General features: G+C 63.6%; 13 protein-coding genes and 1 other RNA gene. 5 read left to right on the forward strand and 9 right to left on the reverse strand.

Going from position 1 to position 14,326, the window contains the following annotated elements; all coding sequences use genetic code 11:
* Positions 1 to 448: 448 nt before the first annotated feature.
* Positions 449 to 1,324, forward strand: coding sequence for an N-acetylmuramoyl-L-alanine amidase (locus tag BLS26_RS09825; protein ID WP_092510546.1), 876 nt, complete (start codon positions 449 to 451; stop codon positions 1,322 to 1,324).
* Positions 1,325 to 1,915: 591 nt separating this feature from the next.
* Here BLS26_RS09825 and BLS26_RS09830 read toward each other — a convergent pair.
* Complete coding sequence (locus tag BLS26_RS09830) at positions 1,916 to 3,172, reverse strand: RNA polymerase sigma factor (protein ID WP_092510548.1); 1,257 nt, start codon at positions 3,170 to 3,172, stop codon at positions 1,916 to 1,918.
* Positions 3,173 to 3,299: 127 nt separating this feature from the next.
* Positions 3,300 to 3,653, reverse strand: coding sequence for a YciI family protein (locus BLS26_RS09835; protein WP_092510550.1), 354 nt, complete (start codon positions 3,651 to 3,653; stop codon positions 3,300 to 3,302).
* Between the two features lie 164 nt (positions 3,654 to 3,817).
* On the opposite strand from BLS26_RS09835, the gene BLS26_RS36695 reads away from it, so the two are divergent.
* The gene (locus BLS26_RS36695; protein ID WP_244541900.1) at positions 3,818 to 4,231 is read left to right on the forward strand and encodes a hypothetical protein; all 414 of its coding nucleotides are present in this window, start codon (positions 3,818 to 3,820) and stop codon (positions 4,229 to 4,231) included.
* 8 nt (positions 4,232 to 4,239) lie between these two features.
* Here the strand turns inward: BLS26_RS36695 and BLS26_RS09845 are convergent, their stop codons facing one another.
* A complete protein-coding gene (locus tag BLS26_RS09845) occupies positions 4,240 to 4,677 on the reverse strand; it encodes a PAS domain S-box protein (protein WP_092517878.1) in 438 nt (145 codons plus the stop codon).
* A gap of 115 nt (positions 4,678 to 4,792) precedes the next feature.
* The gene (locus tag BLS26_RS09850) at positions 4,793 to 5,695 is read right to left on the reverse strand and encodes a LysR family transcriptional regulator (RefSeq protein ID WP_092510554.1); all 903 of its coding nucleotides are present in this window, start codon (positions 5,693 to 5,695) and stop codon (positions 4,793 to 4,795) included.
* A 134-nt stretch (positions 5,696 to 5,829) separates the two neighbouring features.
* On the opposite strand from BLS26_RS09850, the gene rnpB reads away from it, so the two are divergent.
* Positions 5,830 to 6,256: RNase P RNA component class A (gene rnpB / locus BLS26_RS09855), an RNA gene on the forward strand.
* A gap of 217 nt (positions 6,257 to 6,473) precedes the next feature.
* Here the strand turns inward: rnpB and BLS26_RS09860 are convergent.
* Positions 6,474 to 7,187, reverse strand: a complete 714-nt coding sequence (locus BLS26_RS09860; protein WP_092510556.1) for an alpha/beta fold hydrolase — start codon at positions 7,185 to 7,187, stop codon at positions 6,474 to 6,476.
* A 203-nt stretch (positions 7,188 to 7,390) separates the two neighbouring features.
* On the opposite strand from BLS26_RS09860, the gene BLS26_RS09865 reads away from it, so the two are divergent.
* Together BLS26_RS09865 and BLS26_RS09870 are read left to right on the forward strand one after the other, a co-directional pair.
* A complete protein-coding gene (locus BLS26_RS09865) occupies positions 7,391 to 8,134 on the forward strand; it encodes a sulfite exporter TauE/SafE family protein (protein ID WP_092517879.1) in 744 nt (247 codons plus the stop codon).
* A gap of 73 nt (positions 8,135 to 8,207) precedes the next feature.
* Positions 8,208 to 9,143, forward strand: coding sequence for a DMT family transporter (locus BLS26_RS09870; protein ID WP_092510558.1), 936 nt, complete (start codon positions 8,208 to 8,210; stop codon positions 9,141 to 9,143).
* Here BLS26_RS09870 and BLS26_RS09875 read toward each other — a convergent pair.
* The 4 genes from BLS26_RS09875 to BLS26_RS09890 form a co-directional block, all read right to left on the reverse strand.
* A complete protein-coding gene (locus tag BLS26_RS09875) occupies positions 9,125 to 9,556 on the reverse strand; it encodes a hypothetical protein (protein ID WP_197681330.1) in 432 nt (143 codons plus the stop codon). The genes BLS26_RS09870 and BLS26_RS09875 overlap by 19 nt on opposite strands.
* Before the next feature lie 65 nt (positions 9,557 to 9,621).
* Complete coding sequence (locus BLS26_RS09880; RefSeq protein ID WP_092510560.1) at positions 9,622 to 11,424, reverse strand: ABC transporter ATP-binding protein; 1,803 nt, start codon at positions 11,422 to 11,424, stop codon at positions 9,622 to 9,624.
* 337 nt (positions 11,425 to 11,761) lie between these two features.
* Positions 11,762 to 12,577, reverse strand: coding sequence for an outer membrane protein (locus BLS26_RS09885; RefSeq protein WP_092510562.1), 816 nt, complete (start codon positions 12,575 to 12,577; stop codon positions 11,762 to 11,764).
* A 116-nt stretch (positions 12,578 to 12,693) separates the two neighbouring features.
* Positions 12,694 to 14,286 carry a DHA2 family efflux MFS transporter permease subunit gene (locus BLS26_RS09890; RefSeq protein WP_092510564.1) on the reverse strand — a complete coding sequence of 531 codons (1,593 nt, stop codon included), beginning with the start codon at positions 14,284 to 14,286 and terminating at the stop codon, positions 12,694 to 12,696.
* Positions 14,287 to 14,326: the final 40 nt, after the last annotated feature.

Consider the following 14,326-nt stretch of genomic DNA (forward strand, 5'->3'; position numbering starts at 1 on the left):
ATTTGGACGCGAACCGGCCCATTGCGCCTCGAATCTCTGCGCTTCGCCGGGCTTTCCCGGCTAAAAAGCCGCCGTGAGGCGCGTTCGCCATTCCCCGCCCTGACCCGCAACCCCTCACTTCCGGACGGAATTTGCTGGGTTGCCATGGCATTCGAGCGTGAAAGAGGGCCTCTGCCGTCCCCAAAACCGGTTCGGCTCTTCACCACTTAGTAACGGCACTTAGCGTTAAGAAAGCGTTGATGGAGGCTGGCGGGTTTGGCGCCATTTTTAGTGACCTGCCGGTGCCCCCGCGCGCCCGGAACGCCGGTGATGCAACCCGCACACACTCCGGCAAAATGCGAGGCGAAACGGGGCCGGCGGATTGCGCAGGGACTAAGGTAAAGGAATAGTAAATGCTTGTTTTTGTAAAACCGCGTTGCCGTTCTCCTGCCCGTATTTGAGTATTAAAATGTCCCTAGGTTCGTTCGCGTCTGCTGGTATTGATTCGAAGCGTCAACGCGCCCTTCCGATTCCCAGGGCCAACGCGGACATGAAGACTTTCACCCCGGATTCCTCGATCGCCTCCGACGTCATCCCGTCGGCCAACTACGGCGACCGCAACAAGGGCCGACAGGCCGACATGATCGTGCTGCACTACACCGGCATGCCGGATGTGGAAGGCGCGATCGCCCAGCTCTGCACCGCGGGCACCGACGTCTCGGCGCATTACATCGTGCTGGAAGACGGCCGCATCGTGCAATGCGTGCCTGAAGCTAAGCGCGCCTGGCATGCCGGCGTGTCGTGCTGGGCCGGCGAGGAGGACATCAATTCCTGCTCGATCGGGATCGAGATCATCAACCGCGGCCACGACTGGGGCTATCCGGACTTCCCGCTGCGCCAGATCGCCGCCGTGATCGCGCTGTGCCGCGGCATCATGCTCCGCCGCAACGTAGCCCCGCATCGCGTGCTCGCGCATTCCGACGTCGCACCGGCGCGCAAGAAGGATCCCGGCGAAAAATTCCCGTGGCATTCGCTGGCGAATTCCGGCGTCGGCCACTGGGTGCAACCGGCGCCGATCGTGCGCAGCGAAGCGCTCAAGCTCGGCAGCATCAGCGACGACGTCGCCGGGTTGCAGGCAGCCCTTGCCCGCTACGGTTACAACGTGCCGACATCAGGCAAATTCGACGGCGCCACCATGGAAGTCGTCACCGCCTTCCAGCGCCACTTCCGCCCCGAGCGCGTCGACGGGATCGCCGATCATTCGACCATGACGACGCTGCACGCATTGCTGTCGAGCCTGCCGGCGGACGCGACGCAGCCTGCGACGACGGTCGCGGTGAAGTAGCTCCGCCGCTCCTGATCTGCGTAGGGTGGGCAAAGCGAAGCGTGCCCACCGCTCAAGAATACAATTGCGATAGATGGTGGGCACGGCGCAAAGAGCGCCTTTGCCCACCCTACTGCCGCCTTTTAGTCCGCCGCGCGCTGCGACCGCGTCGATCAGGTCGAGCGCCCGCGCTGGCCCGTCGACCATCGAGACAACAGCGGCGTGGCTGAGTTCGACCACCGGCGGCGGCCCTCCCCGCCATCAGCGCCAATCAACCAGAAGAAGCCCGGCCAGGAGCCGGGCTTCCTGCTGTGGTCCATTGTCTTCACAAGGGAACGCCTGCGATCAATCGCCGTTAAACCGTAAGCCAAAGGAGACCGCCATGACGCGATCAGCGACCCTGCTTGGTGTTATCGCCCTGTTATCCGCGCTTGCCAGCCCGGCCTCGGCGCAACACGTCATTTACAATCCGGGCTGGTGCGCCCAATTTTATCCGAACGCAAACTGCCAGAATTACGGCCCCGGCAACCCCTACACGAGCTACGGCTCGCGACGCGCCTATGGCTATCATGCTCGCTACTATGGGGGTCACCGCCACCGTCGCCATGTGTACTAGCTCTTCGCACCCGCACCATGGTCCAGTTCCGCCATCCGCCGCGCATAGAGCCGCCGCAGCGGTTCGAGTTGGGTGGCGGCCGTTGCCGCCTGATATTCCGCGCGCGCGGCCTCAAGGCGGCCAAGCCGGCGCAGCAGGTCGGCGCGCACCGCCGGCAGCAGCTCGTAGCCTTTCAAACCGCCGCGCGCTTCGACCGCGTCGATCAGGTCGAGCGCCCGCGCCGGCCCGTCGACCATCGAGATGGCGGCGGCATGGTTGAGCTCGATCACCGGCGACGGGCTGATCCGCAGCAGCACCTCGTAGAGGCCCGCGATCTGCGGCCAGTCGGTGTCGTTGTAATTCGGCGCACGCGCATGCAGTGCGGCGATCGCGGCCTGCACCGCATAGGATTGCGGCGGGCCCGGCATCCGCAACGCCTGTTCCACCAGCGCCAGTCCCTCGGCGATCTGGCCCTGGTCCCACAGCGCACGGTTCTGTTCTTCGAGCAGCACGATGTCGCCGCCCGAGGTCTCGCGGCCGGCACGGCGCGAGTCGTGCAGCAGCATCAACGCCAGTAATCCCTTGATCTCGCCTCGATCAGGCATCAGCGCATCGAGCAGCCGCGCCAGCCGGATCGCCTCGCGCGCCAGGTCCGGCCGCATCAGGTCTTCTCCTGATGTGGCGGCGTAGCCTTCGGTGAAGACGAGATAGATCACCGCGAGCACGCCGCGCAGCCGCGGCGCCAGCGCTTCGCGCTCCGGCACCTCGTAGGGAATGCCGGCGAGCCGGATCTTCTGCTTGGCGCGCAGCAGCCGTTGCGCCATCGCTTCTTCGCTGGCGAGAAAGGCGCGCGCCACCTGGGCGGTGGTGAGCCCGCACACCGTGCGCAACGTCAGCGCCACCTGGACCTCGGCGGCAAAGGACGGATGGCAGCAGGTGAAGATCAGCCGCAGCATGTCGTCGTCGAGCGCGGTTGCCGTCTCCTGGTCTTGTGCGGAGGCTTGCAGCAGCAGCTCGTGCGTCAACGCCTGTTCTTTGCTGCGAAACGAAACGTCGCGGCGAACCCGATCGATCGCCTTGTTGCGGCCGACGTTGACCAGCCAGGCGCGCGGATTGGACGGCAACTCGGCCGCAGGCCAGCGCTCCAGCGCCACCGCGAACGCATCCTGCAACGCGTCCTGCGCCAGATCGAAATCGCCGACGAGACGGATCAGGGTCGCCAGCGCCCTGCCCGCCTCGTCGCGAAAGATCTTTTCGATTTCGGTGGGTGTCATAGGGGATACGCGTGCTCTCCTCGTCATTCCGGGGCGCATCGAAGATACGAACTCCGATGTGCAATTGCACATCGGAGAATCTCGAACTTCCAGGTTCGCTTCGCGCCCCGGCATGACGGCTTGGCCGTCAATTATCATAAACCATCACCGGCCTGACCTCGATACAACCCCGCACGGCCTCGGGGATGCGCGCGGCGATCGCCAGCGCATCGTCGAGGTCCTTGGCTTCGATCAGATAGTAACCGGCGAGTTGCTCGCGCGTCTCCGCGAACGGGCCGTCGGTCGTCAGCGTCTTGCCGTCGCGAATGCGCACCGTGGTGGCCGTCGAGACCGGTTGCAGGCCGTCACCAGCCTTGAAGTGGCCGCTCTGGATGATCGACTGGGTGAACGCCCCGTATTCGCCGGACAATGCCTTGCGCTGCTCGGGGTTCATTTTGACGTACTCGGCATCGCTTCGATAGATCAGCAACAGATATTTCATTTCGTCTACTCCTCGTTATCAGGCTGGATCGCCGACACCAGTCGAACGGGCCTCAGGCAAAACGACATCGTCAGGATAAATTATTTTGGGCGCCGGAGCGGGATCATCCGCGGGCGCGAGAGCAGGATTCACGGACGCTCTTCATATCGAATAATTCGATAGTAATGGCCAGTATTATTCGTTTGCTAAAACTATTCCGGGGCATAGCCTTGTCGGTGCGGTTAAACCCGGGAGGGAGCCATGAACGCCATATTGCAGATGAAATTGCGATTCTTGCTGCCGCTGCTGGATTGGGTGGCGGATCCGATCGTACGATTCGTCGCCGCGAGGCCGGCGCATCGCGCCGCCTTGATCGCGGTCACGGTCGCAGCCAGCGGCAACCCGACCGGCGCATGAACGATCTGCGCCGCCTGATCGCCGACGATGGCGTTGCCAGATCGATCCTCGCGGCGGTGGCTGCCGCAACCATTCTTGCCTTCGGCTTTGACGCTGCGGCGGACGTCGTCGCGTCAATGCTGGTGGTTGGCCTTGTGACGGCGCTGGCCGAGAGCAGGTTCAGGTCCGCCAAAAAATCATGATCGCGCCATCATGATCGCGCTTTGGCGTCGCCGGATGCGGCGAGCCGGCGTTTTAGCTCCCTGACTTCCTCGAAGCGCTTGGTCACATCGCGCATCACGGCAACCGTGCCGGTGACCTGCGCGCCATCCCGCAAAATCACAATGGTGAATTCGACCGAGATCCGTCGGCCGTCCTTGGTCAAAGCCGGCACCGACAACAGATCGCCGTGACCGTAGCGGCTGGTTCCGGTCGCCATCGTGTGGCGATAGCCGCTCCAGTGTCGCGCCCGCAGGTTTTCAGGGATGATCAGGTCGAGCGACTGGCCGTCGGTCTCTGCGGCGGCAAAGCCGAACATCCGCTCCGCGCCGGGATTCCAGAAGGTGATCCGCCCTTCGTGATCGGTGGCGACGATCGCGTCTGAGGCGCTGTCGAGCAGCGCATCGCCAAGTCCGTCGGGAATTTTCATGACACAGGATCCGTCCAGAACGATGATGCCGATGTGAACTCGCACGGCCATTTTTACAAGCGAGGAATGCCGATGGAAGCGATCGGCAAAGCCGATAGCAAATTCGGCCTGGCGATCAACGCCGCTTGCGCGCGCCGCGTTTGGCCGCAGGCGCGGTGTTCACCTCCTGCGCCCGGTGCGCATCGGCGACGCGATGCATGATGTCGACGGCGCGCGCCACCTGCTCGCCCTCCCGGTCCGTGGGATAGGCGACATAGGCCGGCATCGAGAATTGAGGTGCGCCGGCCACCGCATGCAGCCTTCGCGTTTTCAGCAATGGCGTGACGATCCTTCGAGCAAAAAATCCGGAGCCGCCGTTTTCGAGCACGTGCTGCAATCCGAGCCAGCCGATATTGGCCGTCAGCGCCGGCCCCGAAAAATTCGGGAAGAGCACGCTGTGGCGGGCATAGAATTCCGGGCCCCAGTCGACATAGACATAACCCGCTTGCGGCTCCGGCGCGCTTTTCGGATCGGTCGAGACCAGGATCAGTTGCTCCTCGAACAATTGCTCGACCTTGAGGCCGGGCCGGCTCTGCGGCGTATACATCACGCCGATATCGATGCGCCCTTCCACCAGCCCCTGCATCAATTCGGGTTCGAGCGCGCTCTCGGCCCGGATCGAGATATCCGGCTGCTCGGCCTGCATCACCGGCAACCAGCGCAACAGATACTCCTCCCACAGGCCGATGCGGCCGCCGACGACCAGCGTCCCCGAAAACCCCTTGGGAGTGCCGACATCGTGGCGGGCCTGTTCGACGGTGCGGACCAGCGCCGAGGCATGGCGCTGAAATTGCCGTCCGGCCGAGGTCAGCGTGGTGCCGGCCTTGTTGCGAACGAACAGCGTGCAGCCGAGCTGTTCTTCGAGCGTGTGAATGCGGGTGCTGACGGTGGACTGGCTGACATGCAGCCGTTCGGCCGCGGAGATGAAATTGCCCGAGGTGACCACCGTCAGGAACGTCCGGGCCAGTTCGGTGTCCATGGCGGCAAATCCTCATATCGACGAAGCCGATATCAAATGCTGCCCTTTCGCGGATGTCAAAATTAGCCCCCCAGGTGCGGATTAACCATCGCGATCGCTTGACGCGGCGCGCGGCAGCCCCCATGCCATGGATGTCAGTCGGCCGGACGGCCGCTCCCGTTACGGTCGAAAGGCTGCGGGAGAGGAAAGTCCGGGCTCCATCGACATACGGTGCCGGATAACATCCGGCGGGGGCGACCCCAGGGACAGTGCCACAGAGAACGAACCGCTCCCCCTACCCGCAAGGGAGGGGCAGTAAGGGTGAAAAGGTGCGGTAAGAGCGCACCGCGTATCCGGCAACGGAAACGGCATGGCAAACCACACCGGGAGCAAAACCGAATAGGGACGGCAACGCGGTCAGTTCGCTCTCTGAGCGATAACACCGCAGGGCGATGTCAGGCTCGCCGTCCGGGTAGGTTGCTCGAGGCCATGTGCGAACATGGTCCCAGAGGAATGGCCGTCACGTATCGTCGCGCAAGCGGCGGTGCCTTACAGAACCCGGCTTACAGGCCGGCTGATGCTCTAAAAATGAGGGGTTCGGCGCAAACACGCCGGACCCCTCGCCAATTTTGAGGGACCCGAAAAAGCAAGTGACTCGCTCCTTCGTCATGGCCGGGCTCGTCCCGGCCATCCACGTCTTGCTTTGCTGAAGTCCGGCCATCCACGTCTTGCTTTGCTGAAGTAAAGGACGTGGATGCCCGGCACAAGGCCGGGCATGACGAGAGTTGGAAGCTGCGTGTCAGGCCGCGATCTGCTCCAACAACGCCATCAGCGCCTCCGGCGCGGTGACGTTCGGCGAATGGCTGGCGTCGATCTCGAAATAGCGCCACGCCGGATCGCTCTTCGTCATTCGCGAAAACCGCCCGAACGTGTCGGCCGGCGTGATCCGCGTCGCGTAGATGTAGCTGCGCGGCAAGGTCAGCGGTCCATTCTGCAGCTTGAGCTTTTCCTCGAAGCATTTGATCGGCATGTGGACGCGGCGCGGGCTGAGCCATTCGACATCGGCGGCCGAAGTGTCTGGCGGCGGCGGCATCGGCGGGATGCGCCAGCCATCGCCGTTCTTCGCCGCCTCCCGCGAGGAGGCGCGTCCGGATTCGTTGAGGTCGAACAGCGACTGACCATCGTCGGGTACAAAGGCGTCGATATAGATGACCTGCGCAACACGGTCGCGTGCACGATCGGCGACGCCGGTCGCGACCATGCCGCCGTAGCTGTGGCCGACCAGCACGATGTCGCGCAGGTCCTCGTACTGGATCACGTTCAGCATGTCCTGAATGTGAGATTCGAGATCGAGGCCCTGGTGCGCCAGATGCGCGCGCTCGCCGAGGCCGGTGTAACTTGGCGTGAGCAACCGATGCCCCGCCGCCTGCATCAGCGGGTGCATCTTTCTCCAGGCGAAGCCGCCGCCCCACGCACCGTGACTGACAAGGAAGGTTTTCGGAGAGGAAGTCATCGGGCCGTTTCCCCAAGGTTATTGTTGAAGGCTTGGATTGCGAGTGTACCGGACTGTTGTGTCGTGTAAACGTCGGCGCAAATCTCACCATCGTCATTCCGGGATGGCGCGTAGCACCAGATCCGGAATCTCGAGGTTCTCAGATGTGCAATTGCACATCATGGTGCGCCGCTGCGCATCGCCCCGGAATGACGGAGAAAAAATTGGACGTCGCCACCTACGCCACTCTTCTTGCCGGCGCGCTCGCCGGTGGCTTTGTCTCCGGGCTTGCCGGATTCGGAACGGCGCTGATGGCGCTCGGGATCTGGCTTTACATCCTGCCGCCGGCCGTTGCCGTGCCGCTGGTTCTGATCTGCTCGGTCAGCTCGCAGATCTCGACCCTGCCGTCGATGTGGAAGATGCTCGATTTCAAGCTGGCATGGCCGTTCGTCGCCGGCGGCCTCGTCGGCATGCCGATCGGCGCGCTGCTGGTCGCGCGCGCCGATCCGCAACACTTCAAGCTTAGCGTCGGCGCCATGCTGCTGGTGTTTCCGACCGCGCTCTATTTCATCCGCAAGCCGATGGCATTTCAGTTCGGCGGCCGGCTGGCCGATGCAGCCGTCGGATTTGCCGGCGGCATCCTTGGCGGCCTCGCCGGCCTGTCCGGCCCGCTGCCGACGTTGTGGGCGAGCATACGCGGCTGGACCAAGGATCAGCGGCGCGGCGTGTTCCAGATTTTTAACGGTACCGTGCTCGGCGCTGCTTTATGCCTGCAGATTGCCAACGGCTTTGTCAAAGCTGATGTCTTCTGGCTGGCCATGCTGGCGCTACCCGGCACCTTGATCGGCGCCCGTCTCGGCATGCGCGCCTATCAAGCGCTGAGCGACCGCAATTTCTACGACGTCGTGCTGGCGCTGCTGTTCATGTCCGGGCTCGGCCTGGTATGGAGCAGCATTGCTCCGAGTTGAGCCACGCATGGCCGCCATGTGCACCGAGTAGATTGCTGTACGCTGACCGGCGAAGCAGCTAACCCATCGCGCCATGAGCGCCTCTCCATCTTCACGCGAACGTCTCGGTCTGCTGCTGGGTTTTGTCGGCATGGCGATCTTCGGCGGCACCTTGCCGGCAACGCGCATCGCGGTATCGGCCATTGATCCGATTGCACTGACCTCGCTGCGCACCGTGATCGCCGGCCTCTGCTCGCTGACGCTGCTGATCGTGCTGCGCCGTCCGCTGCCACCGCGCGCGCTGTGGCCGCAACTCGTGATCACGACGCTGTGCGTCGCCGTGCTGTTTCCGCTGCTGATGTCGATGGGCATGCAGACCGTGGACGCCTCGCATGGTGGCGTGGTGCTCGGCATTCTGCCGATCGCGACTGCATTGGTCGCCGTCACGATCACCCATGAGCGGCCGCGGCCCTTGTTCTGGATCGCATCGGTCGCCGGCGCCGCTTTGGTGATCGCGTTCGCGCTGCGGCAAGGCGGCGGCGCGCTATCATCAGGTGACCTGCTGCTATTCGCTGCCGTCGCCGTCTCCGCGGTCGGCTATGCCTTCTCTGGACGGCTGACGTCGCAGATGCCGGGCTGGGAAGTCATCAGCTGGGTGCTTGTCATCGCGCTGCCGGTGTCGATTCCCGCTGCCGCGCTGACGATGCCTGCGGACATCACCCACATCGCGCCGAAACCGTGGCTGGCGTTGCTCTATGTCGCGTTGTTCTCGCAATGGATCGGCTTCTTCGCGTGGAACGCCGGCATGGCGATGGGTGGCATCGCACGGGTGTCGCAGATCCAGTTGCTGCAACCCTTCGTCACCTTTGCGCTGGCGTCGTGGTTCGCCGGCGAGACCATCACGCTGCAGATCCTGCTGTTCGCCTCAGCGGTGGTCGCAACGGTCGCGATCTCGACCCGCACCCGCGCGCGGGTATCGCCCCCGCTGCCGAAACAGGAACGGGAGCCGCCTCAGCTCGCGGCTTCCTGATCGATCAGCGCCGGATGAACGGACATCAATTCGGCTTGTGTTCGGTCCGATCGGATGGCGCGCAGCAGCACCCTTGCCGTCTTCATATGCCCCGCCTTCACTGACAGGCTGATGATCTGGCTCACCGAAACATCGCGCATCGCATCGTCGGAAATTTGCTTCGCCAGCTCGAGCGCACGCTTGACGGCAGCCTGATAACGCTCGCCGTCGACGGCTTTATTGTTGGCAGCCTTGCTGTTAGGAGCCTTGCCGCTAGGAGCCTTGCCGTTGGCGCCTGCCGTCATTGTTTCGGCGATGGATGCGGCGGATGCACAGATCTCGCGAATCTTCTGGGCTGCCCCGATATCGCCAAGCGGCTGATCGGAAACGAACTCCCAGACGTCCGGTGGCTGATCTTTCTGGAACCAGCGCATTTGCATAAGCCCCTTCGATGCCGGAAATATATTCCGGCATCGAACCCGTTAGCAAGAATGCGCCCTCACTCGGCCGCCGTAATGCGGCCGAATTCCGTCGCCTGTCGCTCGAATAACCCACGATAGATTCCGCCGGGGCGCGCCGTCAGTACGGCGTGGGTGCCCTGCTCGACGATCTCGCCGCGGTCGAACACCAGAATCCGGTCGAGGCTGCGTACCGTCGACAGCCGGTGCGCGATCACGATCGAGGTGCGGCCCTTCATCAGCCGCTCCATCGCCTGCTGGATCAGGCCTTCCGATTCCGAGTCGAGGCTCGACGTCGCCTCATCCAGGATCAGGACCGGCGCGTCCGCGAGGAACGCCCGAGCCAAGGCTACGCGCTGCCGCTCGCCGCCCGACAGCTTGACGCCGCGTTCGCCGACCAGCGTGCCGTAACCTTTCGGCAGCCGCAGGATGAACTCATGCGCATTCGCCAACCGCGCGGCCTGCTCGATCGCCGCCATCGAGGCGCCCGGCCTGCCATAGGCGATGTTCTCGGCCAGCGTCCGGTGAAACAGGATCGGCTCCTGCTGCACGATCGCGATCTGGCTGCGCAGCGAGTGCTGCGTCGCCTGCGCGATATCCTGACCGTCGATCAGGATCTTGCCGCCGCCGATATCGTACAGCCGCTGCACCAGCTTGACGAAGGTGGTCTTGCCGGAGCCGGAGCGCCCGACCAGGCCGACCCGCTCGCCGGCGCGGATGTCCACCGACAGGCGGTCATACAGTGGCGTGCGATGGCCGCCGTAATGAAACGTCACGGCATCGAATACGATGCGGCCGCCCTGGATGTCGATCGGCTTTGCGGCGGGCGCGTCGGCAATGCCGACCGGCTCGCCATGGATCGCAACCAGTTCCTCCATGTCGTTGACCGAGCGCTGCAGGTTGTTGATGTGCATGCCGACGTCACGCAAGTAAGCATGGATGATGTAGTAGCTGGTCAGCACATAGGTGACGTCGCCCGGCGAAGCGCGGCCGGCGATCCACAGCAGGATCGCGCCGCCGATCACGGAGGCGCGAAAGCACAGCAGCACGCCTAGCTGCGCCGTCGAGGTGTAGTTGTAACGCAGCCAGGTCCGCCGCACGCGCGTGCGCCAGCGGCCGATGACGCCCTCGAGCCGCGCGTCCTCGCGCGCTTCGGCGCCAAAGGATTTCACCACCGCGTTGCAGCTCAGCGCATCGGCCAGCGTGCCGCCGACCTTGGTGTCCCAGGCGTTGGAGACCCTTGCGGCCGGCGCGATGTAGTTCATCGAAAACGCCACCGTCATCGAGACATAGACCAGCGTGCCCGCCGCGATGACCGCGCCAAGCACCGGCCAGTGCAGCCCGAGCAGGACCATCGAGCCCAGCAACACCAGAAGCGACGGCGCCAGCGCCATCAGGATGGTGTCGTTGAGCAGGTCGAGCGCCCACATGCCGCGCGTGATCTTGCGCACGGTCGATCCCGCAAAGCTGTTGGCGTGCCAGTCGGTCGAAAAGCGCTGCACCCGCACGAAAGCATCGCGCGCGATGTCGGACATCAGCTTCAGCGTGAACGGCACGATCGCCTGCAACCCGGTGAGGCGCAGGACCATCGACATCAGGCCGAGCGCGACGATGCCGCCGAAGGCCGTGAACGCGGCCTGCCGCGCCGTTGGATCTGACGCGCCTAGTGTGAGCGCATCGACCAGCTTGCCCGAGAACACCGGCATGAACAGGTCAGCCGCGGTCGCGCCGAGGAAACCGCCGGCGACGATGGCGGCGCGGCCGGGCTGTTCGAGCCAGTGACGGAACACGAACGGGATCACCACGCGTATCGCCGCGGGACGTTTGTTGAGTTGTTTGCTCATGGCGTCATCCGGCTACGCTTAACGCGCATGCCGGCTCCATCTGGACGACGCGCGACGGCAGCAAGCCGAACAACAACGCCGTTAAATTAACAGGTAACTCGTTGGGAAGCTTTGGAGATCGGCAACCCGAAGGTCAGGAAATCAGGCGGTCCGATCGATGCCGGCGGAGTGCGCCCTCAAAGGGCGAGACAGGCGTCCAGCATAAATACCGAACGCGGACGGGCGGTCTGCGAATAAGACGAAATCATGCAAATCCTCCCCGGTTCGAGTGACAATGCGCTGCTTATAAATGCATCAGGCGCAATTTGCAATATGACAAGAGCTGCTCAAGTCGCGGTCAGTACTTGGCGACGACCGGGCCGCCGAAGCGGTAGTTGAGGCGCAGCGTGACCATGTCGATGTCCTGGCGGATACGGTCGCTGTGGTTCACCAGCGCCGGCACGAACAGCGCGGGATCGTAGACCAACGCGACATCGCGCGATCCCATGAACAGATGATCGTATTCGAGCGCGAGCGACCAGTTGGGCGTGAACGCGTATTCGCCGCCGACGCCGACCACGCCGCCCCAGCGCGTTTCGCTGCCCCGATCCACGACGAAGCCGGCGGGCTGGCCGCCGAACGCCGTGGTCAGGAAGCTGTCGTATTTATCGTGTGCGACGGCAGCGCCGCCCTTCACGTAAAGCAGGACGTTGTTCCAGGAATATCCAACCTGTCCGGTGAACAAACCGATCGCATCGATCCGGCTGCGATTGGCAATCCCGGTGCCGGCAAAGAATACGTTCTGGGAAAGGTTCGAGCCGCGCAAATCAGCCCAGTTGCCCTGGGCTTCGACGCCGAACACCCAGGCTGCACTCTGCCAGCGATAACCGATCTGGCCGCCGGCGGTTGCGCCGCTGGCGGTGTGGCAGCCTTCGGAGCCACTCACGTTAGTGGGCGGGACGAAGAACGTGTTGATGGTGAACGGATTGATGTCCCAGCACTTGCGGCTCCACGCTCCGCCGCCATTGGCGCCGATATAGAAGCCGCTCCAGTCATAGGCGGCGACGACCACGGGCGGCGGCGCCTTGGTATAGGGACGCGCGGCGAGATCCGCGGCAGAAGCGCTTACGGCGCTGACGGCCAGGGCAGAAACAGCAAGAACGAGCTTGTTCATCTCAATGCTCCATGGCGCCGGTCGCGCTAAGCCATGGACAATATAAGCGATTGCACGACCAGAGGCTGTACCTTGCCGGCAACATCCGCAAACGATTGCGGTTACCGGCGGCGCGCCTAGTGCGCAGCCTCACCGCCTGCCGCCGAAGCCGCGGGTTTATCCAGCAGCATGACCAGGAGGCTGAGGCTGAAATAGAAAATGGTCAGCATGAAGAAGGCGTCGCCGTAGCCCATCACCACCGCCTGCCGGTGCACGATCTGCGATAACTGTTTCATCGCCATCAGCGCGGCATCGCCCATGCCCTGCAGGCGCTGGGTGAACATGTTGAGGGTTTCGGTCGCGGTGGCATTGCCCCAGTTCACGCGCTCCTGCAGCCGCACGATATGCAGATCGGTGCGTTGGTTCAGCACCTGGTTGATGACAGCCAGCCCGACCGCGCCGCCGAGGTTGCGCGTCAGGTTGAACAGGCCCGAGGCGTTCTTCACCCGCTCCGGCGCCAGCGTCCCGAGCGCGATGGTATTGGTCGGCACCATCGCGAACATCATGCCGATGCCGCGCAGGATCTGCGGCACCAGCAATTCGTAGAAATCATAATCGCGGGTGATCCAGGTCATCTGGTAGGAACCGAGCGCGAAGATGCACAGGCCGATCGCGATGATGTAGCGCAGGTCGACCTTCAGCATCAGCCGTCCGACGATCGGCGCGGTGAAGAACATGGTGATGCCCGAGACGAACATGGTCTCGCCAATCATCAGCGCGCTGTAGCCGCGCACCTCGGCGAGATAGCGCGGATACATGTAGGTCAGGCCGTAGAGTCCGACGCCGATGCAGAACGAGAGCAGGCAGCCGATGCCGAAATTGCGGTCATTGAACGTCCTGACATCGACGATCGGCTCGCGCGCGGTCAGCACGCGCCAGAAGAAGGCGATCGCCGAGACGAAGCAGACCGCCGCACAGGTCGCCACCGACGTGTCCTGCAGCCACTCGTATTGCGGGCCTTCTTCCAGCACATATTCGAGCGAGCCAAGAAAGCCCGCCATGAACAGCAGGCCCCACCAGTCGAAATGCTCAAGCAGCGCGAAATTCGGCCTGTCGAAATCCACCAGCGCCAGTACGCCGATGGTGATGCCGATGCCGGGGACGATGTTGATGAAGAACAGCCAGTGCCACGACATCAAGTCGGTGATGAAACCGCCGACCGTCGGACCGATGGTCGGCGCCAGCGTCGCGACCAGGCCGATGATCGGGCCGACAATGTAGAATTTCTCGCGCGGAAACACCGTGTAGGCCGAGGCGAACACGGTCGGGATCATGCCCGCCCCGAGGAACCCCTGGATCGCCCGCCACAGGATCATCTGCTCGATGCTGGAGGCAAAGCCACAGAAGAAACTCGCGATGGTGAAGCCGGAGGCGGAAATCGCAAACAGCAAACGGGTGCCGAACGCGCGCGACAGGAATCCGGAGAGCGGGATCGCGATTACTTCCGCAATCAGATACGAGGTCTGAACCCACGACACTTCGCTGGAGGAGGCCGAGAGGCCGGCCTGGATTTCAGACAGCGACGCCGAGACGACCTGGATGTCCAGGATCGACATGAACATCCCGAACACCATGATGAGAAACGCAAACAGCCGCCGCGGCGGAATCCGCTCGGACGTCTGCGCCGCTGGGTTCATCATGCCGGGGGGAGCGGTGGTGGCATCAGCCATGATCTACCCGGGACCTGCCACCGGGCTCGCGCCCGGTGCT

It is taken from the genome of Afipia sp. GAS231, assembly GCF_900103365.1.
Lineage (GTDB): Bacteria > Pseudomonadota > Alphaproteobacteria > Rhizobiales > Xanthobacteraceae > Bradyrhizobium.